The organism is Actinophytocola sp. (assembly GCF_036002505.1).
Taxonomy (GTDB): domain Bacteria; phylum Actinomycetota; class Actinomycetes; order Mycobacteriales; family Pseudonocardiaceae; genus DASYTH01.
Genome location: NZ_DASYTH010000060.1, coordinates 1 through 23757, shown reverse-complemented (window position 1 = coordinate 23757; position 23757 = coordinate 1). Strand labels below are relative to the sequence as shown.

Annotated in this window: 23 protein-coding genes and 1 pseudogene; 15 read left to right on the top strand and 9 right to left on the bottom strand. The window is 70.6% G+C overall.

What is annotated here, in order from left to right; translation table 11 throughout:
* The 8 genes from VGR06_RS04690 to VGR06_RS04655 all read left to right on the top strand — a co-directional run.
* Window positions 1-3325 (top strand): nitrate reductase subunit alpha (locus VGR06_RS04690; protein ID WP_327557701.1); only part of this gene is annotated, 3325 nt, incomplete at its 5' end.
* Window positions 3325-4986 (top strand): nitrate reductase subunit beta, encoded by a 1662-nt coding sequence (gene narH, locus VGR06_RS04685; RefSeq protein ID WP_327557700.1) that lies wholly within the window; start codon window positions 3325-3327, stop codon window positions 4984-4986. The genes VGR06_RS04690 and narH, both read left to right, overlap by 1 nt.
* The gene (narJ, locus tag VGR06_RS04680; RefSeq protein ID WP_327557699.1) at window positions 4983-5582 is read left to right on the top strand and encodes a nitrate reductase molybdenum cofactor assembly chaperone; all 600 of its coding nucleotides are present in this window, start codon (window positions 4983-4985) and stop codon (window positions 5580-5582) included. Before narH ends, narJ begins: the two co-directional genes overlap by 4 nt.
* Window positions 5579-6295: a respiratory nitrate reductase subunit gamma gene (gene narI / locus VGR06_RS04675; protein WP_327557698.1), complete on the top strand. Its 717-nt coding sequence runs from the start codon at window positions 5579-5581 to the stop codon at window positions 6293-6295. Before narJ ends, narI begins: the two co-directional genes overlap by 4 nt.
* Before the next feature lie 118 nt (window positions 6296-6413).
* Window positions 6414-7790, top strand: coding sequence for a DUF4389 domain-containing protein (locus VGR06_RS04670; RefSeq protein ID WP_327557697.1), 1377 nt, complete (start codon window positions 6414-6416; stop codon window positions 7788-7790).
* A gap of 100 nt (window positions 7791-7890) precedes the next feature.
* Complete coding sequence (locus VGR06_RS04665; RefSeq protein ID WP_327557696.1) at window positions 7891-8157, top strand: DUF1918 domain-containing protein; 267 nt, start codon at window positions 7891-7893, stop codon at window positions 8155-8157.
* On the top strand, window positions 8154-8480 hold the full coding sequence (locus VGR06_RS04660; protein ID WP_327557695.1) for a hypothetical protein: 327 nt from the start codon (window positions 8154-8156) through the stop codon (window positions 8478-8480). The genes VGR06_RS04665 and VGR06_RS04660 overlap by 4 nt, the downstream gene beginning before the upstream one ends.
* 31 nt (window positions 8481-8511) lie before the next feature.
* A complete protein-coding gene (locus VGR06_RS04655; protein WP_327557694.1) occupies window positions 8512-9438 on the top strand; it encodes a universal stress protein in 927 nt (308 codons plus the stop codon).
* Here the strand turns inward: VGR06_RS04655 and VGR06_RS04650 are convergent.
* The 6 genes from VGR06_RS04650 to VGR06_RS04625 form a co-directional block, all read right to left on the bottom strand.
* Complete coding sequence (locus tag VGR06_RS04650) at window positions 9415-10881, bottom strand: glycosyltransferase (protein ID WP_327557693.1); 1467 nt, start codon at window positions 10879-10881, stop codon at window positions 9415-9417. The genes VGR06_RS04655 and VGR06_RS04650 overlap by 24 nt on opposite strands.
* A gap of 52 nt (window positions 10882-10933) precedes the next feature.
* Window positions 10934-11077 (bottom strand): hypothetical protein, encoded by a 144-nt coding sequence (locus VGR06_RS04645; protein WP_327557692.1) that lies wholly within the window; start codon window positions 11075-11077, stop codon window positions 10934-10936.
* 730 nt (window positions 11078-11807) lie between these two features.
* The gene (locus VGR06_RS04640) at window positions 11808-13445 is read right to left on the bottom strand and encodes an NAD(P)-binding protein (protein ID WP_327557691.1); all 1638 of its coding nucleotides are present in this window, start codon (window positions 13443-13445) and stop codon (window positions 11808-11810) included.
* Window positions 13442-14452 (bottom strand): thiamine pyrophosphate-dependent enzyme, encoded by a 1011-nt coding sequence (locus VGR06_RS04635; RefSeq protein ID WP_327557690.1) that lies wholly within the window; start codon window positions 14450-14452, stop codon window positions 13442-13444. Before VGR06_RS04635 ends, VGR06_RS04640 begins: the two co-directional genes overlap by 4 nt.
* Window positions 14453-14458: 6 nt before the next feature.
* Window positions 14459-15712: a transketolase C-terminal domain-containing protein gene (locus VGR06_RS04630; protein ID WP_327557689.1), complete on the bottom strand. Its 1254-nt coding sequence runs from the start codon at window positions 15710-15712 to the stop codon at window positions 14459-14461.
* A complete protein-coding gene (locus VGR06_RS04625) occupies window positions 15705-16286 on the bottom strand; it encodes a 2-oxoacid:acceptor oxidoreductase family protein (protein WP_327557688.1) in 582 nt (193 codons plus the stop codon). Before VGR06_RS04625 ends, VGR06_RS04630 begins: the two co-directional genes overlap by 8 nt.
* 106 nt (window positions 16287-16392) lie before the next feature.
* On the opposite strand from VGR06_RS04625, the gene VGR06_RS04620 reads away from it, so the two are divergent.
* The 3 genes from VGR06_RS04620 to VGR06_RS04610 are packed head-to-tail and all read left to right on the top strand — an operon-like array spanning window position 16393 to window position 19179.
* Window positions 16393-17490: an NAD(P) transhydrogenase subunit alpha gene (locus tag VGR06_RS04620; RefSeq protein ID WP_327557687.1), complete on the top strand. Its 1098-nt coding sequence runs from the start codon at window positions 16393-16395 to the stop codon at window positions 17488-17490.
* Window positions 17480-17767 (top strand): NAD(P) transhydrogenase subunit alpha, encoded by a 288-nt coding sequence (locus tag VGR06_RS04615; RefSeq protein ID WP_327557686.1) that lies wholly within the window; start codon window positions 17480-17482, stop codon window positions 17765-17767. Before VGR06_RS04620 ends, VGR06_RS04615 begins: the two co-directional genes overlap by 11 nt.
* Window positions 17764-19179, top strand: a complete 1416-nt coding sequence (locus VGR06_RS04610) for an NAD(P)(+) transhydrogenase (Re/Si-specific) subunit beta (protein ID WP_327557685.1) — start codon at window positions 17764-17766, stop codon at window positions 19177-19179. The genes VGR06_RS04615 and VGR06_RS04610 overlap by 4 nt, the downstream gene beginning before the upstream one ends.
* On the opposite strand, the gene VGR06_RS04605 is transcribed toward VGR06_RS04610, so the two are convergent.
* On the bottom strand, window positions 19170-19319 hold the full coding sequence (locus VGR06_RS04605; RefSeq protein WP_327557684.1) for a hypothetical protein: 150 nt from the start codon (window positions 19317-19319) through the stop codon (window positions 19170-19172). The genes VGR06_RS04610 and VGR06_RS04605 overlap by 10 nt on opposite strands.
* 548 nt (window positions 19320-19867) lie before the next feature.
* On the opposite strand from VGR06_RS04605, the gene VGR06_RS04600 reads away from it, so the two are divergent.
* From VGR06_RS04600 to VGR06_RS04585, 4 genes are all read left to right on the top strand, one after another.
* Window positions 19868-20740: a hypothetical protein gene (locus VGR06_RS04600; protein ID WP_327557683.1), complete on the top strand. Its 873-nt coding sequence runs from the start codon at window positions 19868-19870 to the stop codon at window positions 20738-20740.
* Between the two features lie 15 nt (window positions 20741-20755).
* A complete protein-coding gene (locus VGR06_RS04595; protein WP_327557682.1) occupies window positions 20756-21211 on the top strand; it encodes a universal stress protein in 456 nt (151 codons plus the stop codon).
* Between the two features lie 106 nt (window positions 21212-21317).
* Window positions 21318-21752: a hypothetical protein gene (locus VGR06_RS04590; protein ID WP_327557681.1), complete on the top strand. Its 435-nt coding sequence runs from the start codon at window positions 21318-21320 to the stop codon at window positions 21750-21752.
* On the top strand, window positions 21752-22264 hold the full coding sequence (locus VGR06_RS04585; protein ID WP_327557680.1) for a nitroreductase family deazaflavin-dependent oxidoreductase: 513 nt from the start codon (window positions 21752-21754) through the stop codon (window positions 22262-22264). Before VGR06_RS04590 ends, VGR06_RS04585 begins: the two co-directional genes overlap by 1 nt.
* A 248-nt stretch (window positions 22265-22512) precedes the next feature.
* Here VGR06_RS04585 and VGR06_RS04580 read toward each other — a convergent pair whose 3' ends face one another.
* On the bottom strand, window positions 22513-23274 hold the full coding sequence (locus tag VGR06_RS04580; RefSeq protein ID WP_327557702.1) for an ABC transporter permease: 762 nt from the start codon (window positions 23272-23274) through the stop codon (window positions 22513-22515).
* Window positions 23275-23279: 5 nt separating this feature from the next.
* Window positions 23280-23757 (bottom strand): annotated as a pseudogene (locus VGR06_RS04575) (ABC transporter ATP-binding protein); the annotation flags it as partial.

Here is a 23757-nt window from a genome sequence, read left to right as displayed (position 1 = left end):
GGATCGCCCGGAGTACGAGCCGCGGGGGTGTCCGCGGGGTGCGGCGTTCTCCTGGTACACCTACTCGCCGACCCGGGTGCGTTACCCGTATGTGCGCGGTCTGCTGCTGGAGATGTTCCGGGAGGCGAAGGCGCGCACGGGTGATCCGGTGCTGGCCTGGGCGTCCATTGTGGAGGATCCGGAGCGGGCGCGGCGGTACAAGGCGGCCCGGGGCAAGGGCGGGCTGGTGCGGGCGTCCTGGGACGAGGCGTGCGAGCTGGTCGCGGCGGCGCATGTGTACACGATCAAGCGGTATGGGCCGGACCGGGTGGCGGGTTTCTCGCCGATTCCGGCGATGTCCATGGTGTCGCATGCCTCGGGGGCGCGGTTCGTGTCGCTGCTGGGTGGGTCGATGCTGTCGTTCTACGACTGGTATGCCGATCTTCCGGTGGCCTCGCCGCAGGTGTTCGGGGATCAGACCGATGTGCCGGAGTCGGGGGACTGGTGGGACGCCGGGTATCTGATCATGTGGGGGTCGAACGTCCCGGTCACGCGGACGCCGGACGCGCACTGGATGGCCGAGGCCCGTTACCGCGGGCAGAAGGTGGTCGTGGTTTCCCCGGATTACGCCGACAGCGTCAAGTTCGCCGACGAGTGGCTGGCTGCCCAGCCCGGCACGGATGGTGCGCTGGCGATGGCCATGGGGCACGTGATCCTGCGCGAGTTCTTCGTGGACCGGCAGGTGCCGTACTTCACCGGCTACGTCAAGCGCTATACCGATCTGCCGTTCCTGGTCCGGCTGGAGAAGCGCGGAAACAGCTTTGTGCCGGCGAAGTTCCTCACCGCGGCGGACCTCGGGTCCGATGTGGAGCATGCGGCGTTCCAGACGGTTCTGCTGGACACGGCCACGGGTGAGCCGGTGGTGCCCAATGGCTCGCTGGGCTTCCGCTACGGCGACGCGGGGGTGGGGCGGTGGAACCTGGACCTCGGTGACGTGGAACCGTTGCTGTCGCTGGACGGCGGCGAGCCGGTCGAGGTGGAGCTGCCTCGCTTTGACACAGCCGACACGTCCGTGGCAATCCTGCGCCGCGGGGTGCCGGCGCGCCGGGTTGGCGACCACCTGGTCACCACGGTGTTCGACCTGCTGCTGGCGCAGTACGGGGTGCGCCGGCCCGGTATGCCGGGGGTGTGGCCGAGCGGGTACGACGACGCGGTCGAGCCGTACACACCGGCCTGGCAGGAGCCGATCACCGGCGTGCCGGCGAAGGCCGCCGCCCGCATCGCGCGTGAGTTCGCGGCCAACGCCGAGGAGTCCCGCGGTCGCTCGATGATCATCATGGGGGCGGGCACGAACCACTGGTTCCATTCGGACACGATCTACCGGGCGTTCCTGGCGCTGACCACGTTGACCGGCTGCCAGGGCGTGAACGGTGGCGGGTGGGCGCACTATGTGGGCCAGGAGAAATGCCGCCCGATCACCGGGTGGGCACAGCTGGCGTTCGGGCTGGACTGGTCGCGTCCGCCGCGGCAGATGATTCAGACCGCGTACTGGTATCTGCACACCGACCAGTTCCGCTACGACCGGTTCGCCTCGCTCGGGGGCAGGAGCACCGCGGAGCTGATCGCGCTGTCCGCGCGGTTGGGCTGGATGCCGTCCTACCCGACCTTTGATCGCAACCCGCTGGACCTGGCTGATGACGCCGAGCGCCCTGGACTGTCCACATCGGACTACGTGGTGTCTGAGCTGAAGGCCGGGCGGCTGCGGTTCGCCTGTGAGGATCCGGACTCGCCGGAGAACTTCCCGCGGGTGCTGAGCGTGTGGCGGGCGAACCTGTTGGGTTCGTCGGCCAAGGGCAACGAGTACTTCCTCAAGCATCTGCTGGGCACCGACTCGTCCCTGCGCGAGGAGGACCCGGGCGCTCCGGTCGGGAAGCTGGATCTGTTGCTGTCGTTGGACTTTCGGATGACCAGCACGACACTGTTCTCCGATGTCGTGTTGCCGGCGGCGACCTGGTACGAGAAGCACGACCTGAACACCACCGACATGCACCCGTTCGTGCACTCGTTCAACCCGGCCATCGCACCGCCCTGGCAGACCCGCACCGACTGGGCCGCGTTCCAGGCCATCGCCGAGGCGTTCAGCCGGCTCGCCGCGGAGCACCTCGGGGTACGCAAGGACGTGGTGGCGACCCCGCTGCTGCACGACACCCCGGACGAGCTGGCCACCCCGCACGGCCGGGTCCGGGACTGGAAGGCGGGGGAGTGCGAGCCGGTTCCTGGGGTCACCATGCCCCGGTTCACCGTGGTGGAGCGGGACTATGGCGCGATCGCGGCGAAAATGGGCGCGCTCGGGCCGCTGCTCGACACGCTCGGGGCGACCACGAAGGGGGTCACGTTCGACGTGACCCGGGAGGTGGAGTACCTGCGGCGCAAGAACGGCACCGCGCGCGGTGGCCCGGCCGACGAGCGCCCGTCGCTGGTGCGGGACGTGGACGCGTGCGAGGCCATCCTCGCGCTGTCCGGGACCACGAACGGACATCTTGCCACGCAAGGGTTCCGAACGCTGGAGGCACGTACCGGCACCCCGTTGGCGGATCTGGCCGCCGAGCACGAGGGCACGCGGATCACCTTCGCCGAGACCCAGTCCGCACCCGTGCCGGTGATCACCTCACCGGAGTGGTCCGGGTCGGAGACCGGGGGCCGCCGGTACTCGCCGTTCACCATCAACGTCGAGCGGCTCAAGCCGTGGCACACGCTTACCGGGCGGCAGCATTTCTTCCTCGATCACGACTGGATGGCCGAGCTGGGCGAGCAGCTGCCGGTGTTCCGGCCGCCGCTGGACATGACCGCGCTGTTCGGCGAGCCCGGCGTCGGCGACCAGGGTGAGCTGGGTGTCGCGGTGCGATATCTGACACCGCACTCGAAGTGGTCCATCCACTCCGAGTATCGGGACAACCTGCTCATGCTCAGCTTGTCCCGCGGCGGCCCGACCATCTGGATGTCCACACAGGACGCCGCGAAGATCGGTGTGGCGGACAACGACTGGATCGAGGCGGTCAATCGCAACGGTGTCGTGGTGGCCAGGGCCATTGTGTCGCACCGGATGCCGGAGGGCACCGTCTACATGCAGCACGCGCAGGACCGGTTGATCGACGTTCCGCTGGCGGAAACCTCGGGGAAGCGTGGTGGCATCCACAACTCGCTGACCCGCCTGATGATCAAGCCGTCGCACCTGATCGGCGGCTATGCCCAACTCTCGTTCGCCTTCAACTACCTCGGCCCGACTGGCAACCAGCGCGACGAAGTCACCGTCATCCGCCGCCGCAGCCAGGAGGTGACGTACTGATGCGCGTCATGGCCCAGCTGGCGATGGTGATGAACCTGGACAAGTGCATCGGCTGCCACACTTGCTCGGTGACCTGCAAGCAGGCCTGGACCAACCGCTCGGGCGTCGAGTACGTCTGGTTCAACAACGTGGAAACCCGTCCCGGGCAGGGATATCCGCGTACCTATGAAGATCAGGAGCGCTGGCGCGGCGGCTGGACCCTGAACAAGCGCGGGCGCCTGCGGCTCAAGGGCGGCGGGCGGCTGCGCAAGCTGCTGACCATCTTCAGCAACCCCAAGCTCCCTTTGCTTGACGACTACTACGAGCCGTGGACCTATGACTACGACACGCTGACCACCGCGCCGCTGCAGGAGCACACCCCGGTCGCCCGGCCGCGGTCGCTGATCAGCGGTGAGCCGACGAAGATCACCTGGTCGGCCAACTGGGACGACAACCTCGGCGGCGCCCCCGACCACGGCGCGAACGACCCGCTGCGCAAGGGTATCGAGGACAAGGTCCGGTTCGAGTTCGAGCGGACGTTCATGTTCTACCTGCCGCGGATCTGCGAGCACTGCCTCAACCCGTCCTGCGCCGCGTCGTGCCCGTCCGGGGCGATCTACAAGCGCACCGAGGACGGCATCGTGCTGGTCGACCAGGACCGGTGCCGGGGCTGGCGGATGTGCGTGTCCGGTTGCCCGTACAAGAAGGTCTACTTCAACCACCGCACCGGCAAGGCGGAGAAGTGCACGTTCTGCTTCCCGCGGGTCGAGGTCGGCATCCCGACCGTGTGCGCGGAGACCTGTGTCGGCCGGCTGCGCTACATCGGGCTGGTGCTCTACGACGCCGACCGGGTCCTCGCCGCGGCGTCCACAGTGGACGAACGGGACCTGCTTGCCGCGCAGCGCGGGGTGTTCCTGGACCCGCACGACCCGGCCGTGGCCGCGGCGGCCGGGCGGGCGGGCATTCCGGCCGACTGGATCGAGGCGGCCCGGCGTTCCCCCGTCTACGCTCTGATCAACCGGTTCGAGGTGGCGCTGCCGCTGCACCCGGAGTACCGCACCCTGCCGATGGTCTGGTACATCCCGCCGCTGTCCCCGGTCGTGGACGTGGTGCGGGACACCGGCCACGACGGCGAGGACCACGGCAACCTGTTCGCCGCGATCGAGGCCCTGCGCATCCCGGTGGAGTACCTGGCGAAGCTGTTCACCGCGGGCGAGGTCGAGCCGGTGAACGCGGTGCTGCGCCGGCTGGCCGCGATGCGGTCGTACCTGCGGGACATCAACCTCGGCCGGGAGCCACGGGAGGAGATCGCCGCCCGCGTGGGGATGACCGGTGAGCAGGTCTACGACCTGTACCGGCTGCTCGCGCTGGCCAAGTACGACGAGCGCTACGTCATCCCGCCCGCGCACGCCGAGCAGGCCCACGGACTGGAGGAGCTGGCCACCGAGTGCAGCCTGGACTACGAGGGCGGGCCCGGCATGGGCGGCTCCGGCCCGTTCGGCGAGAGCTCCGGCGGCGCCTCGCCGATCGCCGTGGAGAACTTCCGCATGCTGCGCGACCGGCAGACCACCGACACCATCGCCGCACCCGCCGACAAGGGCAACCGGGTCAACCTGCTCAATTGGGACGGCAAAGGCCGCCCCGACGGGCTTTTCCCACCCCGAACGGAGCGGAAGCCATGAACCAGAACGCTTGGCAGGTGCAATCCCTGCTGCTGTCCTATCCGGACGATGAGCTGCTCGACCGGCTGCCGCTGTTGCGGAACGTCGCCGCCCGGCTGCCCGGCCGGATCGGCGGACCGCTGACCCGCTTTCTCATCCATGCCCGCTCGACCACGTTGATCGAGCTAGCCACCCAGTACGTCGCCACCTTCGACCACCACAAGAGGTTCAGCCTCTACCTGACCTACTTCACCCACGGCGACACCCGCAAGCGCGGCCTGGCCCTGCTGCGCATCAAGCATGCCTACCGCGCCGGTGGGCTCGAGCTCGGCACCGGCGAGCTGCCCGACCACCTCGCCGTGGTACTGGAGTTCGCCGCGGTGGAGCCGGATGCCGGGCAGCGCCTGCTGATCGAGCACCGGGCCGGCCTCGAGCTGCTGCGGCTCGGGCTGCGCGAAGCCGCCTCGCCGTGGGCCGATGTGCTCGACTCGGTCTCGGCCACCCTGCCGGCGCTGGTGGGCCGCGACGAGGACGCCATCGCCCGGCTGGTCGCGGCCGGCCCGCCCGAGGAGAGCGTCGGCCTGGAACCCTATGGGTTGACCGGAGTTCCACGATGACCGCGCTCGACGCCCTGCTGTGGATCGCCGTGCCCTACGTGTCGATCGCGGTCTTCGTCGTCGGTCACTACTGGCGCTACCGCTACGACAAGTTCGGCTGGACCACCCGCTCCTCCCAGCTCTACGAGAATCGCCTGCTGCGCCTGGGAAGCCCGCTGTTCCACTTCGGCATCCTGCTCGTCGCCCTCGGCCACGTCGGCGGCCTGCTCATCCCCAAGTCCTGGACCGAGGCGCTCGGCGTCAGCGAGACCGCCTACCACGCCGCCGCCGTGACCCTCGGCGCGGCGGCCGGGTTCTGCACCCTCGCCGGCGCCGCGATCCTGATCTACCGCCGCCGCACCGTCGGCCCGGTCTTCTCCGCCACCACCCGCAACGACAAGATCATGTACGTGCTCCTGGTCGGCACCATCGTCCTCGGCCTGGGCACCACCGTCCTCGGCAACCTCACCGGACATTCCCACGACTACCGAGAAACCGTCGCCCCCTACTTCCGCTCCATCTTCTCCTTCCAGCCCGACAGTGCACTGATCAAGGCAGTACCGTGGGGATTCCAGCTCCACGTCCTCGCCGCCTGGGTGCTGTTCGCCTTCTGGCCCTTCAGCCGCCTCGTCCACGTCTTCTCCATGCCGCTTGGCTACCTCACCCGCCCCTACATCGTCTACCGCAGCCGCGACACCCACCGCCCGCGCCGCGGTTGGGAGCGCGTCGGCTGACGAGGACGCGGACCGCGTGGCGGAAGGAAAGAGGTCCGTATGAGCCGGGGACCTCCGTCCCTGGACGGTGGACCCGACTCCTCTGGGCAATGTCCCGCGCGGGGGCGAACGTGTAGATGTGACTACGACATTCGCATCGACACGAGTCAACGCACGTTTCGACGCCGAGCCGAGCCGGGGCCTGTGGCTGGTCAAGTGGGTGCTGCTGATCCCGCATCTGGTCGTGCTCTCCTTGCTGTGGCTGGCTTTCACGGTGCTGACCGTGATCGCGTTCTTCGCCATCCTGTTCACCGGGCGGTATCCGAGGTCGCTCTTCGAGTTCAACCTCGGGGTGCTGCGCTGGACCTGGCGGGTGTGGTTCTACGGCTACGGCGGGCTGGCCACCGACCGCTACCCGCCGTTCAGCCTCGGGCCCGAGCCGGACTACCCGGCCACCCTGGACATTCCCTGTCCCGAGCGGCTCTCCCGCGGGCTGGTGCTGGTGAAGTGGTGGCTGCTCGCCCTTCCGCACTACGTCGTGGCGGGCTTCTTCGTCGGCGGGGGCTTCGTGCTGTGGCGCTTCGGTGGCGGCCTGGTCACCGTGCTGGTGCTGATCGCCGGGGTGGTGCTGCTGTTCACCGGCCGCTACCCGCGCGGGATCTTCGACCTCGTCCTGGGCATGAACCGGTGGGTGTTCCGGGTCGGCGCCTACGCCGCGCTGATGACCGACGAGTACCCACCGTTCCGGATGGACCTCGGGCCGGCCGACCCGGCCGGGCCGGCGGAGCGGCCGGAGCCGGACGGGGCGGGCTCGGGTGCGACCCCGCGGGGGTGGACCGCGGGCCGGGTCGTCGGCGTCGTGGCCGGAGTCCTGTTGCTGGTCACCGGTTTCGGCGCGGTCGCGGGCGGCGGCACCCTGCTGTGGGCCGACACCGGGTACCGGGACTCGGCCGGCTATGTGAGCCTGCCCGCCGAGGAGTTCACCGACACCGGGTACGCGCTGCGGTTCGACGTCGACGACGTGATCCACCTGAATGGCGGGTGGTTCGACGGCGCCAACTGGCTGGGCGACGTCCGGGTCCGGGTCGTCGGATCCGACACCGCCCCGCTGTTCGTGGGGATCGCCCGCACCGCGGATGTCGCGCGGTACCTGGACGCGGTGCCGCACGGCCGCTTCGACGGCCGGAACACCCGGATGATGTTCCAGGCCATGCGGTTCACCATGATGCGCCCACCGGCGGCCCCGGCCGAGCAGGGCGTCTGGGCGGCGTCCACCTCCGGAGCCGTTCCGCTGACCCTGACCTGGACCCCGCAGCCGGGCAGCTGGTCGCTCGTGGTGATGAACGCCGACGCCAGCCGGGGGTTGCGCGCGGACGTCGACTTCGGCGCCACGGTTCCGGCGCTCCGGCCGTTGTGGATCACCCTGCTCGCCGCCGGCGGCGTGCTGCTCGCCGGTGGAACGGTGCTGGTCGCCGTCACCGCGCGGGCCCGCACCCGGGGCCGCGCCACGCCATAGGGCCGGAGGTCCCCGCGGCGGGAGCCGTCAGGCCCTGCCCGCCAGGGGGCGCGCTGGCGAGGATCGAACCGAACGTATCCCGGCACCGAGGAGGGCGGCCATGCGTGCACATCCGGGCGACTGGTTGATCATTGAGCGGGGCGATGTGGACCATCACGCCCGGCGCGGCCGGATCGAGGAGGTCCGGACGAGTGACGGGTCGCCGCCGTACCTGGTGCGGTGGACCGACACCGACCGGACCGTGCTGGTGTTTCCCGGCCCGGACGCCTACGTGCTGACCCCGGCCGAGCTCGAGGCGGCGGACGTGGCCGCCGCCAACCGGTTCTCCGCGGTCCAGCGCGAGATCAGCCACCGGGGCGCGCGGTGAACCTGGACGAGCGGCGCGGCCGGCGCCCGGCCACGGCCACCCTGATCCGGGACGCACCCGAAGCCACCGGCGCCGGCGATCTGATCACCGCGGTGTCGCCGGTGCGGGCGCGCTGGACGCTGCCCGACGGCACCGAGCGCACCGGCACGGTGAAGGCCAGCAACGGGACGAGGGCCGGGGCTCCGGTGCCGATCTGGCTGGACGGTGCGGGGAACCCGGTGGACGCGCCGGTCGTCCGCGACGACCGGACGACCACCATCACCGTCGCGACCGGGCCGCGGGTCCGCCCGCCGGTCCCGGTCCACGCCGAGGGTGTGGCGTGAGCGCCACCGGCGAACCGGGAGGAGGCTCCCCATGACCGCTCCGTCCGCCCCGCTCCCGATCGTCGTCGGCGTCGACAGCTCGCGCTCCGCGTCGCACGCGGTGCGTTGGGCGGCAAGGGAAGCCGCGCGGCAGGGCACGCCACTGCGGTTGGTGCACGTGTGCGCGCTCGTCCCGGCCGGATACTCCGACCCCGATGCGCGGCTCAGCGGCTATGCCGACGTCCTCATCGAGCACGGCCGCCAGGTGCTGCGGGAGGCCACCGACGCCGCCCGAACCGTCGCCGGCACCGTCGAGGTCGGCACCGACCTGCGCGACGGCACGATCACCAAGGTGCTCGTCGAGGAGTCCCGCAACGCACGCCTGATCGTGCTCGGCACCCGGGGGTTGGGTGGGTTCAACGAGCTGCTCGTCGGCCCGGTCAGCGTGACTCTTGCCGCCCACGCGCACTGCCCGGTCGTCGTCACCCGATCCTCCACTCTGGACGCTCCACCGCCGGAGACCGGCCCGGTGGTGGTCGGCGTGGACGGTTCACCGCTCTCTGACGCCGCCGTCGCCTTCGCCCTCGAGGCCGCGTCGAGCCGCGCGGTGCCGCTGCTGGCCGTGCACAGCTGGCTCGACGTCGAGCCGACCGCCGCCTGGACCCCACTTCCGTCCATTGTGGACAGGGAGGCCGTGCACGCCGACGAGGACCGCGTGTTCGCCGAACGGCTGGGCGGCTGGCAGGACAAGTACCCCACCGTCGAGGTACGGCGGGTCGTCAGCGCGGACCACCCGGCCCGGGCGCTACTGCAGGCGGCCGGGAATGCCCAACTGGTCGTGGTCGGTTCCCGCGGCCGCGGCGCGCTGACCGGCCTCGGCCTCGGCTCGGTCAGCCAGCACCTGCTCCATCACGCGCCCTGCCCGGTCGCCGTGGTGCGCAGGGCACACCCACAACTACACGTATCCCGATGGGGCTGACACCTCTGCCGGCCGGCCCTGCCCGGTCACGAGCCGTTCGAAGAGGGCGATGTACTGCAGCAACGACCTTGTCCCGAGGAAGCCGTTGCGCACGCGGTGGCGGGCTTGCCGGCCCATCGCCCTGGCCAGGTCGGGGTCGGCGAGCAGGTCGACGACTGCCCTGCCGTACGCCGCGAGGTCCTGTGCGTCGACCAGCCTGCCGGACCGGCCGTCCTCGATCTGGTCCTGAATCCCGCCGATCCGGCTGGCCACCACCGGCCGTCCCTTCCACATGGCTTCGGCCACGGTGAGGCCGAAGCCTTCGGCGATCGACTTCTGCACCGTCACGTCCGCGCGGCGCTGCAATGCGTTGACGATCACGGCGTTCTCCTCGAGATCCGTCATCGGGAGCGTCACGAGGTGGACGCGCTCCCGCGCCTGGCGGGGGAGCGCCGCGAACCGGGCCTTCGCTTCCCCGAGCACGGACTGGCCCTCGGGGTCGTCGGCGACGGCCTCGACGGAAGGGCCGGCGTAGACGAGGTGCGCGTCGGAGTGCGGGAGGACGTGCCGCACGAATCCGTCGATCACCCCGAGCGGGTCCTTGAGCCGGTCCCACCGCGAGACCTGCAACACCATCAGGTCGTCGGGCCGCAGGGGTCGGTCCTCGTCCGCTTCGGCGCGCCGTTCGACCCGCCCCGGCGAGGTGTCCATGCGGACGAACGACGGGTCGCCGGTGCGTGTCGGTGAGTCCTGCAGGCCCGTGGCCGCGAGAATGCCGGCGACCTGGCTGTCGGAGAGTTCCTGGTTCTTGGCCGAGTAGGCGTCGATCGATGGCGCGATGAGAACGGTCCGGTCGGGCTCGAGCTCGTTCCAGACAAACTGCTTGCGGGAGAAGACGTAGGCGTCGGCTTGCCGGACGTAGCCACGCAGGAACTCCCATGCCGTGCGCGTGATCGAGTTGGCGGCGTCGATCCCCACATGGCACCGCCAGACGACCGGCACATCGAGCCGTTTGAGCACGGGAATCATTCCCGCGGTCTGCGGGTCGTGCAGCAACACGACATCGCCCGGGACGACCCGGTTCGCCAACTCCTCGCCTGCGGCGCGCGTGACCGACTCGTACACCTCCCGCGCCTCGTCATCGATCGGCATACCGTCGCCGGCGGCGCCGTGCAGGTTGTTGTGGATGCGCTTGGTGACGGCGAAGAAGGGCTCGTTGCCCTCGATGACCTCCCAACGCTGGTCGATGCCGGCTCCTCGCGCGTACGCCAGCAGTGACGTGAGCATTTCGGCCACGCCTCCGCCGCGCGCCGTCGAGTTCACGTGCCACATCGCGTGACCGCCGAGGAGATCGCGGCCGCGCGCGAAGCGCTCCATCAGCCGGAGATACGCCTTGCCGCCGATCAGCGACTCGAACCGCTCAAGGGGCAGCGCCGCGATGGGGACCGACGTCAGCAGTGGCATGACCGAACGTTAGAGGAGAACACGGGTCAGGCCAGCTGGGTCGGCGCGCGGTCTACTCGCCGCGCCCCCCGCGGTGCAGCACGGTGGCCACCAGGCCGATCATGATCGCCACCACGATGAACATGGCCCCGAACCCGGCTGTGGCGATGGTGACCAGGATGGCGACGACCATGGGCAGCACCCACGCCGCCAGCATCCAACTATGATCTGGCGGCCGGCGAACCGGACCGTCGTGCGGGTATCCAGTCATGACACCCTCCTGAAAGCAAAGGGGACTCGGTCGGGTCCAGCGTCGACCCGCCGCCGCGGCGGTCACCACCGACCAACGTCCCGCCCGGCCCGCCGATGGTCATCAGCCTTCTGCTCCTGCCCGGGCTCCAGGTCTCACCGGCCCTGGCCCGACGGTTGCGGCGCAGCGCCGGGCCGGCGAGCATGTGGATCATGTGCCGGTTGTTGTTCGGGTTGTCCGCGGCACCCCACCGGGTGCGCGCCACGTTCTGGCTGCTGGACGCTTCGGACAGCCTGGCCCGCCAAAGTCGCCGAGAGCCGGACGGAACCGGACGGGGCACCTTCACCGCAGACGGCACCCGCAGGTGGAGAAACAGCCCTTGGCCGCCTACCGGGATGCTCGGTTCTGGTCGCCGGCGACACCGACGACCTCCTGATCCCGGGTGGCAACAAGTGCAGTGGTCCGGAGGGTTTCCGGACTACAGGGGCCTGGCCGCTGCCCGCAGAGCGTCCACTATGGAACGAAGGCGACGAAAGCGTCCTTTGTCACGCTGGGCGCGACCAAGGACGCCTTCGTCGCATTGCTTCTGCACCACAGGCGTAAGCCCGGTTGCCGCCGGTGAGGCACTGTTCGTCGGCACCGGCTACGGCGAGCTCGAGGGCGGCCTACTCCCGCTCGGCGACGAGCACTGACTCTGTCATGCCTCCTCGGGGCGCATCTCGATGGCGCCGCAGGGGCATTCGGCGGCGCAGATGCCGCAGCCCTTGCAGTAGTCGTAGTCGAACTCGTAGCGCTGGCCGGGGCCGAGCTTGAGCACGGCGTTGTCGGGGCAGACGCCAAGGCAGTTGTCGCATTCGAAGCAGTTGCCGCAGGACAGGCAGCGGCGCGCCTCGAACAGGGCGGTGGACTCGTCCAGGCCGCCGACCACCTCGTCGAAGGTGGACACTCGGCGGGCCACCTCGAGGGTGGGGCGGACGGTGACCGGGGCGTCGGAGTAGTACCACGTATTCAGCTGGTCGTAGGAGGCGAGGGCGGGCTTGGGCGCCGGGGTGTACTCCGCGCCGCGCAGCCAGGCGTCGATGTTCCGGGCGGCCCTCTTGCCGTGTCCGATCGCGACGGTCACGGTCCGCTCTGAGGGGATCATGTCGCCGCCAGCGAAGATCCCGGGGTGGCCGGTCATCATGCCGGCGCTGACCTTGACCGTGCCGGCATCCGCGCCGTCCCGCTCGATGTCGGCCACGCCGGCCAGCAGCGACAGGTCGGCCTGCTGGCCGAGGGCGAGCACCACCGAGTCGGCGCCCAGTTCCTCGAACTCCCCGGTGGACTGCGGGAAGCCGGTCTCGTCCAACCGCATCTTCTCCACCGTGACGGTGCCGGAGCCGGCCCGGGCTATGGTGGACAGCCAGCGCATCCGCACCCCCTCGGCCAGCGCCTCCTCGACCTCGATGTCGTGGGCCGGCATGCGTTCCCGGGTGCGGCGGTAGACCACGACCGCGTCGGTGGCGCCGAGCCGCCGGGCCGTGCGGGCCGCGTCCATCGCGGTGTTGCCGCCGCCGTAGACGACCACCCGGCGGCCGAGCATCGGCTGCTCGCCGCCGGCCATGCCACGCAGCAGGGTGACCGCGTCGAGGATCCGGGCGCTGTCCCCGGCCGGGATGTCGGCCCGCCGGCCGATGTGCGCGCCGACCGCGAGGAACACCGCGTCGAACTCCTCGTCCCGCATGGCGGCCACGACGTCGGTGACGTTGCGCCCGTTCTCCAGCGTCACCCCCAGGTCCAGGATGCGCTGGACCTCGGCGTCGAGCACGTCCCGGGGCAGCCGGTAGGCCGGAATTCCGTAGCGCATCATGCCGCCGGGTTCGGCGCCGGAGTCGCGGATCGTCACGGCGTGGCCGAGCAGGGTGAGATGGTAGGCGGTGGACAGGCCGGACGGCCCGGCGCCGACGACGAGCACCCGCTTGCCGGTCGGCGGCGTGGTCACCTTGACCGTCCACTTGCGACGGATGGCCTCGTCGCCGAGGAACCGTTCGACCGAGTTGATGCCGACGGACTCGTCGAGCTGGCCGCGGTTGCACGCCGTCTCGCACGGCCGGTAGCAGACCCGGCCCATGATCGCGGGAAACGGGTTGTCCAGCATGAGCTGGCGCCACGCCTCCTCGTAGCGGCCCTCCTCGGCGTGGAACAGCCAGCGCTGCACGTTCTCCCCGGCCGGGCAGGCGTTGTTGCACGGCGGCAGCAGGTCGAGGTAGACCGGGCGCTCGGTGCGCCACGAGCCGGTCTTGTTGGCCAGGCTGGAACCCACGTCCAGGGTGATCGCGAACGGCTTGTCCTTCATGGCTTCGTCCCGGTGTTCTCGTCGAGCAGGCCGAACCTGCGGATGTTGCGGTCGGCGCCGGCCTGGATGCGGTCGATGACGTCCTGGCGCGGGGTCTCGCCGAACAGGTGCGCGTAGCGGCCCTGCAGCTTCAGGTACTCCTCGACCGGCACCCGGTGGCGGATCCTGGACACCGCGGTGATCTCGCCGCGCTCGGCCTCGAGCACCGGGAACAGCCCGGATTCCTTGGCCAGCCGGGCGAGCCGGATGGTGTCGCCGGCCGAGGCGGCCCAGCCCAGCGGGCAGGGCACCAGGACGTGCAGGTAGCGGGCGCCGTGGAACTCCATGGCCCGTTGGACCTTGTACTCCAGGTCGCGCAGGTCGGCCACGGTTGCCGTGGCCACGTAGGGGATCTCGTGCGCCATGGCGATGAGGGCGGCGTTCTTCCCCTGCCCGAAGGCGTTTCCCGGCTCCGGGCCGACGGCCTGGGTGGTGGCGGTGCGGGCCGCGGCCGGGGTGGCGCCGGAGCGTTGCACGCCGGTGTTCATGTAGGCCTGGTTGTCGTAGCAGAGGTAGAGCACGTCGTCGTTGCGCTCGAACATGCCGGACAGGCAGGCGAACCCGATGTCCACGGTGCCGCCGTCGCCGCCCTGCCCGACCACCCGGATGTCGGTGCGGCCCTTGGCTTTCAGCGCGGCGGCGACTCCGGTGGCGACGGCGGGCGCGTTGCCGAACAGCGAGTGCAGCCAGGCCAGGCGCCAGGAGGTCTCCGGGTAGGGCGTGGAGAACACCTCCAGGCAGCCGGTGGCGTTCACCGCGATCAGCTGGTTGCCGGTGGCGCGCATCGCGGCGTCCAGGGCGTAGCGCGCGCCGAGCGCCTCACCGCAGCCCTGGCAGGCGCGATGCCCGCAGGTGATGCTGTTCGCCCGGTTCGGGTCGGCCTGGACGCTGCGCGCCTCCGGGTCCAGCAGCCGGTTGCCGACGGCGAAGCTGCCGGTCTGGTAGAACTTGATCGTCTGTACGGGCATGGCCCCTCACCTGATCCGGGCCGCGATCGCGCCGATGTCGCGGAGCAGGTTCTCCGCGATCGGACCGGAGCGGCGGGTTTGCCTGGTGCGGTGGAGCTCGCGTTCCACGAGCTCGGTGTTGAGGTCCAAGAAGGACAGTGGGGCGAGCCGGTCTTCGGTGGCGTCGGCGAGCATGCCGCGCAGGGAAGACTTGGTGATCGCCCGGCCGCCGAGTCCGGCGACCACGGTGTAGCCGTGCATCGGCAGGCCGGACAGCGCCATCCGCACGTTGGCCGAGACGATGCCGCCGATTCCGACCGCGAACGCCCGTTCCAGCACCACGACCCGCTTGGCGTCACGCAGGTGATCGCGGACGTCGTCGAGCGGGAACGGCCGGAACGAGGTGATGCCCAGCACGCCGATCCGCTCGCCCTCGGCGCGCAGCTCGTCGACCGTGTCCTTGAGGGTACCCAGGACCGAACCCATTGCCACCACGATGGTCCCGGCGTCCTGTGTCCGGTAGGGACGGACGAGCCCGCCGGAGTCGCGGCCGAACAGGCCGGCGAAGTCCGCCGAGACCGCCGGGATGAGGTCCAGTGCCTGGATCTGCCTGGCGTGGGCCAGGTAGCGGACCTCGGTGAACGCCTCCGGGCCGACCATCGCGCCGATCGAGACCGGGTCGGCCGGGTCGAGCACCTGCCGCGGCTCGTAGGCCGGGAGGAAGAGATCCACCTGGTCCTGGCTCGGCACGTCGATGCGCTCGACGGCATGGGTGAGCACGAACCCGTCCATGCACACCATGACCGGCAGCGACAGCTCCTCGGCGATCCGGAACGCCTGGATGTGCAGGTCGAGCGCCTCCTGGTTGGTCTCGGCGTAGAGCTGGATCCAGCCGCTGTCCCGAACGGACATCGAGTCGCTGTGGTCGTTCCAGATGTTGATCGGCGCGCCGATCGCGCGGTTGGCCACGGTCATCACGATCGGCAAGCCGAGCCCGGAGGCGTTGTACACCGCCTCGGTCATGTAGAGCAGGCCCTGACTCGCCGTCGCGGTGTAGGCCCGGGCACCCGCGGCGGACGCGCCGATGGCCACCGACATGGCGGCGAACTCCGACTCCACGTTGACGTACTCGCACGGCGCCAGTTCACCGGTCTTCACCAGCACGCTGAGCTGCTCGACAATGTGCGTCTGCGGGGAGATGGGGTAGGCGCCGATCACCTCCGGCCGGCACAGCGCCACCGCCTCGGCCACGCCCCTTGAGCCCTCGATCTGCCTAAGCATGAGCCATCTCCCGGATCTCGTTCTGGACGAAGGTGAACGCCTCCTCGGCGGCCGCGACGTTGCGCTCGGCGATCGAGCCGGAGAACCGCTCGCGGATGGCCGCCGTCACCGACCCGACCGACACCACGCCGCTGGCCGCCGCGATTCCGCCCAGCAGCACGGCGTTGGGCACAGGGCGGCCGAGAATCCGTTGGGCCAGCTGGGTTGCCGGCACCACGAGCAGGCGCTCGGCGCGCAGCCGCCCGGTGACCTCGGCGATGTCCAGCTCCGCCACCGGTTTCGCGGAGTTGATCAGCAGGTAGCCGTCCGGCCGTAGACCCTCGAACACGGCCACCTGGTGCAGCAGCGTCGGGTCCTGCACGATCAGCGCGTCCGGCGCGACGATCGGCTCCCGGGTGCGGATGGGTTTGTCGGCGATCCGGCAGTAGGCGACCACCGGCGCGCCGGTGCGCTCCGAGCCGAAGCTGGGGAACGCCTGGGCGTGCCGGCCCTCCAGAAACGCCGCCACCGACAGCAACTCCGCCGCGGTCACCACACCCTGCCCGCCCCGACCGTGTATGCGCACCTCAAACATGAACCCATCAAACGGCCACAAGCCGGCCTGCCCCAGGTACCAAAGGTCCGACATGCGCGGCCCTAAGGCCCTAGAGCGCCAATCCACGTCAGATGACGCTGGAACCATGAAGATCGGTGTGCTGAAAGAGCAGGCGCCGGGCGAGCGTCGGGTGGCGCTCGTGCCGGAAGTGGTCGCCAAGCTGACCGCGGCCGAAGTCATGGTCGAGACCGGCGCCGGCGCGGTGGCGAACTTCCCGGACAGCGCCTACGACGCCGCGGGCGCGACCATCGCCTCCCGGGCCGAGATCTGCCGGGATGCCAACGTGATCGTCTGTGTCGGCCCGCCGGACGGCCTGGTGCTCAGCCGCGGGCAGCTGCTGGTCGGCCTCCTCCGGCCGCACGAGCGGGCGGCGCAAATGCGCGCGTGGGCCGCGGCAGGCGCGACCGTGGTCAGCCTCGACCTGTTGCCGCGCATGCTGTCCCGTGCGCAGGCGATGGACGCGCTGTCCTCGCAAGCGAATGTGGTGGGCTACAAGGGGGTTCTGGTGGCGGCCAACGCTTACGGCGGCTACTTCCCGATGCTGGTCACCGCCGCCGGAACCGTTCGCCCGGCGCGCGTGCTGGTGCTCGGTGCGGGTGTGGCCGGGCTGCAGGCGCTCGGCACCGCCCGGCGGCTCGGTGCGATCGTCACCGGCTACGACGTTCGCTCCGAAGCGCGCGCCGAGGTGCAGTCGGTCGGCGCGCGATTCCTTGACCTGGCTGGGGACCCGGAAGCCGTTGGGACCGGCGGGTATGCCCGGGAGCTGACCGACGATGAGCGCGAGGCGCAGCAGTTGGCGCTGCGCGCCGCGATCGGCGACGCCGACGTGGTGATCACCACCGCCGGCGTGCCGAGCCACCAGCCACCGGTCCTGGTGACCGAGGAGGCGATCAAGGAGATGCACCCGGGCTCGGTCGTGGTGGACACCGCGGCCGGCCCGCTCGGCGGCAACGTCGCACTGTCCAAACCAAACGGTACGGTTTCTGTCGATGGCGTGACGATCATCGGCGCCGGCAACCTGGCCGCCGAGATGCCCGCCGCGGCGTCCACCGCCTACGCCCGCAACATCCAAGCCACTCTGGGATCCCTGTGCCCTGGCGGCGAGCCGCACATCGACCTGACCGACGAGATCCAGGACGCGATCGTCGTCGTGCACGGTGGGGAGGTCCGCGATGAGCGCTGAGCTGCTCACCGACTTGACCATCTTCGTGCTCGCCGTGCTGGCCGGCTACGAGGTGATCAGCAAGGTGCCGCCGACCCTGCACACGCCGCTGATGTCCGGCGCCAACTCCGTGCACGGCATCGTGCTGATCGGCGCGATGATGATCGCCGCGGACGCCCGGACACCGCTGGGGTACGCGCTTTCCTTTGTAGCGATGGCCTTCGCAGCGATGAACGTGGTCGGCGGCTACTTGGTCACCGACAGGATGCTGCACATGTTCCGGGCACGGCCGTCGTGAGCGCCGCGGAGTCGGTCGTCCGGCTGATCTACATCGGGGCCGCCGCGTGTTTCGTGGTCGGCCTGCACGAGATGAACTCGCCCGCCACCGCCCGGCGCGGCAACCTGCTCTCCGCCGGCGGGATGGCCGCGGCGGTCCTGGCCACCATGGTCCTGCTCGCCACGCGCGGCGGCGTGACCTCCACTGGATGGATCGTGCTGTCCGCTGGGGCGGTGGCCGGCGCGGTGCCGGGAATGTACGCCGCCCGCGCCGTGCGGATGACCGCGATGCCGCAACTGGTCAGCGTGTTCAACGCCGTCGGCGGCGGTGCGGCCGCGCTGCTCGCCGCGGTCGACCTGATCGGGCACCGCGTCGCCGGAGTGTCCGGGACGACCGCGGTGACCGGCGCCCTGGACATTCTCATCGGCACCGTCACCTTCACCGGATCCCTTGTGGCGGCGGGAAAGCTGCAGGGCTGGGTGCCCGGTCGGCCACTGCTCTACCCGGGGGCGCGGGCCGTCTTCGGGACGCTGGCCGTGCTGCTCGCCGCCGGTGCGGTGTGGCTGGCCGCCGACCCGGCGAGCCTGGCCGCCCTCGCCGTCCTGCTCGGCGCGGCCGCGGTGTTCGGCGTCCTGATGGTGCTGCCCATCGGCGGCGCGGACATGCCGGTCGTGGTGTCGCTGCTGAACGCGTGCACCGGCGTCGCGGTGGCGATGGCCGGGTTCGCCATCGGCAACACCGTGTTGATCATCGCCGGGGCGCTGGTCGGCGCGTCCGGTGGCATCCTCACCAAGCTGATGGCCGACGCGATGAACCGCTCGGTGCCCGCCGTGCTGGCCGGCGGCTTCGGCACCGGCGACAGCCCGAACCCGGTGGCGGGCGGGGCATCCGGCACGGTGCGCCAGACCACCGCCGAGGACGCCGCGATCCAGCTCGGCTACGCCGGCAAGGTGATCATCGTGCCCGGCTACGGGCTGGCCGCCGCGCAGGCGCAGCATGAGATCGCCGAGCTCGCGCGGTTTCTGGAGAGCCGGGCCGTCGAGGTCAGCTTCGCCATCCACCCGGTCGCGGGCCGCATGCCCGGCCACATGAACGTGTTGCTGGCCGACGCGAACGTGCCCTACCCGCAGCTCAAGGACATGGACGAGATCAACCCGGAGTTCGCCCGGGCCGACGTCGCGCTCGTGGTGGGCGCCAACGACGTGACCAACCCGGCGGCGCGCCGGCCCGGCAACGCCGTGTCCGGCATGCCCATCCTCGACGTCGACCAGGCCAGAAGCATCATCGTGATCAAGCGCTCGATGGGCCACGGCTACGCCGGAATCGACAACGAGCTCTACACCGACCCCAAGACCGCCATGCTCTTCGCCGACGCCAAGGCCGCCATCGGGGCGCTGCTGGCGGCGCTCAAGACCCTGGCGGGTCACCGGTAACCCCAACCGCAGAACGGAGCGCCATGAAAGCCGCCGTCGTCACCGACTTCGGACATCCGCTTGCCGTCAAGGACGTTCCGGTCCCGGAGCCCGGCCCCGGCGAGGTGCTGGTGCGCATCGAGACCAGCGGTCCGTGCCACACCGACATCCACCGGAGTGTCCACAATGGACGGGTGCGGCTCTCTTGGATGGAGCTGTTGATCACGGATGTCCTGAATGCGTCCTTCGGGGCGCCCAGCGTCCCGAAGGACGCATTCACGGCATGGACCAGCGCCCCGCCAGCCCCCTTGGGCCACACCAGTCTCACCTCGCCGGCCGAGACCGACAACTCCCTCCACCGGAGGGACGACCGCGGGGCGGTCGTGGCCGCGGCGAGGGGAGTGCGGGACGTGGCTACGCCGGGCCGGGACATGACTACGTGGGGGCGGGACACGACTACGTGGGGGCGGGACACGCCCGGGATCACGCCCCTCGCCCGGTGTGTTCGGTGTCTGGGTAGCCATGTCCCGGCTTCCGGTAGGAGCCGCTCGGGCCCGCGGCCGTGGTCCCTCCAGAAGGGCCACACCCATCTTGAACAGCCGTGCCGTTCCACCACTGCTGACCGGTATGCGTCCGCCGGGCCCAAAGCCTTTCCGATGAGGTACCAAGGACCGTGGCTGACCAGCCGGTTTGGTGCTGCGCTGAGAATATGAGTACGACCCTTGAACAGCCCCCGCTTCAGGAACCCGCGCCCAAGCCGTCCGGCCACCGGCGCGCCCTGATCATTGTGCTCGCGGTGTTGGTCGTGATCGCGACCGCCACCGCCGTCTCGATCGCCGTGTTCTCCGGTAACGAGGAGCCGCAGCCCGCGCCGGGCAACCCGCCCTCCGCCGGGCCGACCGCCACCGCCCCGTCCGCCGTCCAGCCGTCGACCGGCTCCGCCACGCCGACGCCGAGCCAACCGACCGTGGTGCCGTTCGGGTACCAGCCACTGTGGCCGTTCGCCAACCTGGCCGAGGTCGAGGTGTGGCAGAGCGGGTACCGCTCCGGCGGCCACTCGCCGTGGCATCTCGACGCGAGCGCGACCGCTCTCGCCTTCACCACCGGGTATCTGAAGTTCACCGGCATCAATGTCGTGGTGTCCCCGTCGATCCAGGGCAACGAGGCGCTGGTCGCGGTCGGGTACCCGATCGAGAACCGGGCGCCCGGCACCGCCGCGGTGCTGCACCTGGCCAAGTTCGGCACCGGCGCGGACGCCCCGTGGGAGGTGGTCGGCAGCAGGGACACCACGCTGACGCTCACCCAACCCCGCTATGGCACGTCGGCCCGCTCACCGGTGACGGTCGGCGGGAAGATCACCGGGGTGGACGAGAGCATCCGGGTGCAGGTGCGCCAACCGTCCTCCGAGTCACCGATCGGTGAAACGGCCGGTCTGCCCGCGGGCGGCGAGAACACCCCGTGGTCGACCACGGTCACCTACCAGGGCGCCACCGCGCCGGCACTGACCATCGTCGCCTTCACCGGCGGCCATTACACCGACGTCGAGCGGTTCGCCATCACCGGCATCCGCCCCGCCGCATGATCACCGGGAGGGCCGATGAGTTCCACTGAGATCGTGGTGGGCGCCGATGGATCGCCCGCCAGCCAAGTGGCTCTGCGGTGGGCCGTCGCCCACGCCGCGCGGAACCAGGCCAGCGTGACCGCTGTCGAGGTCGGCCACCACGCCCAGTTCGCGCCCGGCGCCCAGACCGCGGTCCAGCTGTACGGCATGGCCCCGCCCCTCGAGCGGGTCACCCACCGGACCCGGCTGCACGACGCGGTCGTCGCCGCCCGAGGTGCCATGCGCGACGCGCCGCCCATCACCGAGTTGCATGTGGACGGTCAGCCCGGAGTCGAGCTGACCCGGCTCGCCGGGACCGCCTCGATGCTGGTGCTCGGCCACGTGCCACGCGGCCGGCTGGCCGAGCTGATCCTGGGCAGCACCGCCACCGAATGCCTGCGCCACGCCCGCTGCCCCGTCGTCCTGGTCCCCGTGGACAGCCGGACGAGTTAGGGACCTCCGCCGCGTGGTTCGGGACGTTCACCACTGTCCACGCCCGCGTCACGGGGCAGATGCTGCAGATGGAATGTCTTGGCACGAAAGGAAAGGAGGCGGGATCATGAAGTTGACGTGGAAGGACGGAGTCACGACGGTGACCATGGGTTTGATCACCGCCGGGTACCTGGCGTTCCTGCTCGGCGCGGACCTGCCGGTCATCGACACCGTCCGGGGAACCACCGCCACGGTGCTCATCCTCGGCATGGTCGGCGGCTGCGCGTTCAGCGGCCTGGACCAATCCCGGAAAACCGGGCTCGACCGGTTCCTGATCGGGCTCGCCAGCGTGTTCGGGGCGACCGCCCTGGTGGCCGCGATCATCGCGTTCGTCACCGCGAGCCCGGCCGCACTGGCCGTCCTGTTCGGCGCCACCGCGGCGGTGTGGCTCACCGCGACCCTGCGGCACGCGCTGACCGGCACGGGCGTCCAGGCCACCCTCGGGCCGCGGACCCACGAGGTCATCGGCCCGGACGACAGGGCGCACCGGACCGGTGTCTGATGCCCGATCTCGATGGTACGAAACAAGGTTCCGCGCCGCGGCTGCACCGGCTCGACCGGTGGCTGTACCGCGGCGGCCGCCCGCACCGCATGGCCCGGATGATGAACCGGGCCTGGGCGGTCGTGCACGCGACCGGGCTGATCCTGCCCAACCGCCTGGCGGCACTGCAGGTGCGCGGGCGGACCACCGGTCGTGTCATCTCGCTCCCGGTGGTCGTCGCGGATCTCGCGGGTGAGCGCTACCTGGTCGCGATGCTGGGGGAGAACGCGAACTGGGTGCGCAACGTCCGCGCCGCCGGCGGGCTGGCGGCGCTTCGGCACGGACGCCGGGAGGCCGTGCGCCTCGACGAGGTCGACCCCGGCGCCCGCGCGCCCATCCTGCGCCGCTACCTGGCCGTCGCGCCGGGAGCCCGCGCGCACGTGCCGGTGGACCGGCAGGCTCCGCCGGCGGAGTTCGACCGGATCGCGGCGCGGTACCCGGTGTTCCGAATCACGACGCTCCCCGGCCGTTGATCCGGATGCCATGGACACCCTCGGGACGCGCTGAGCGTTCCGAGGGTGGTCGCCGGTCGTCGGCGCGCAGGCGGCCGTCGTCGGGATCTCCCCACTCACCCTCCACGTCGACCACAACGGACCCGGTCCCGGCACCCCCCGGCGACTGGCACACCCTGAGCGAGCGGGCGCGTGTTCACGGGGACCTTTGACCGCACCACCCAGCCCGGTGCCGGAACGCACCTCGAGTGGCGTGTTCAGCTGGAGCATCAGGCATCCCGCTTGTCAGCCGCACCCAGAGCGGCAACCAGCAACACCACCGCCACACCGGCGAAGTAGGCGAGCGCCCACCAGGGGCTCAGGGCGGCGTCCGAGGGTGGTGGGCCCTCGTCGATGCGGCGGGCGGTGAGGTCGGGGTTGCCGGTGAGGAACCGGTTGGCGACGTAGAAGGGCATCCATCTCTGGATGTCGTGGCCGGCGTCGGGGATGAGGGTGACCAGGCTTTCGACGAGCTGGGTGTAGATCAGGATCACGGCGATGGCGCCAGCGGAGTGGCGGATGAGAGCGCCGACCGAGACGGCGATCACCGCGGCGATGGCGTAGACGAGTCCGACGCCGGCGACGGCGCGCCATTCGAAGGCGGTGTTGATGGCGAGGTCGGCGCCGGGCCGGATCAGTTTGGCGATGGCGACCGAGCCGAACGAGGCGGCAAGCCCGATGCCACCGGCGAACAGCGCCACCACGCTGGTTTTGGCCAGCAGCACGGAGTTCCGGTTCGGGATGGCCTGGAACGTGGCTTTGATGGTGGAGAACCGGTATTCGGTGGTGATGGCGAGCGCGGCCATGACCATGACGACGACGAGTCCGAGGTTGTAGCCGTACTGGGTGCTGGCGATGGTGACCTGGCCGGCACTGTCTACACCGGCCATGAGCGCGGCGAACCCGGTCATCGCGGCCAGGGCGATCACGGTGCACCACAGCGGTGAGCGCGTGGTGAACAGCTTGATTCGTTCGACGGCGAGCAGAGTCATCGAGTTCACTTCCCGGAGGCGACGAGGTCGGAGTGGTAGTCGACGGAGTTGCCGGTGAGCTGGATGAAGGCGTCTTCGAGCGAGCCGTGGTGCGGGCTGAGCTCGTGCAGCACGGCGCCGGTGGCCGCGGCCAGCTCGCCGATCCCCGCACTGTCCATTCCGGACACCACGAGGGCGTCAGCCTCCTCGCGGACATCGATGCCCTTGTGCCGCAGCGCGGCGTGCAGCGCGGCGAGCCCGCTTCCGCGGACGAGCACGGTGTTCTTGGTGGCGCCGGCGATGAACTCCTCGGTGCTGCTCTGCGCGATCAGCCGCCCGCGGCCGATCACGATCAGCTCCTGGGCGGTGAGCGCCATCTCGGAGAGCAGGTGGCTGGAGACGAACACGGTGCGGCCCTCGTCGGCCAGCCGGTGCATGAACTTGCGGATCCAGAGGATGCCTTCGGGGTCGAGGCCGTTGACCGGCTCGTCGAACAGCAGCACC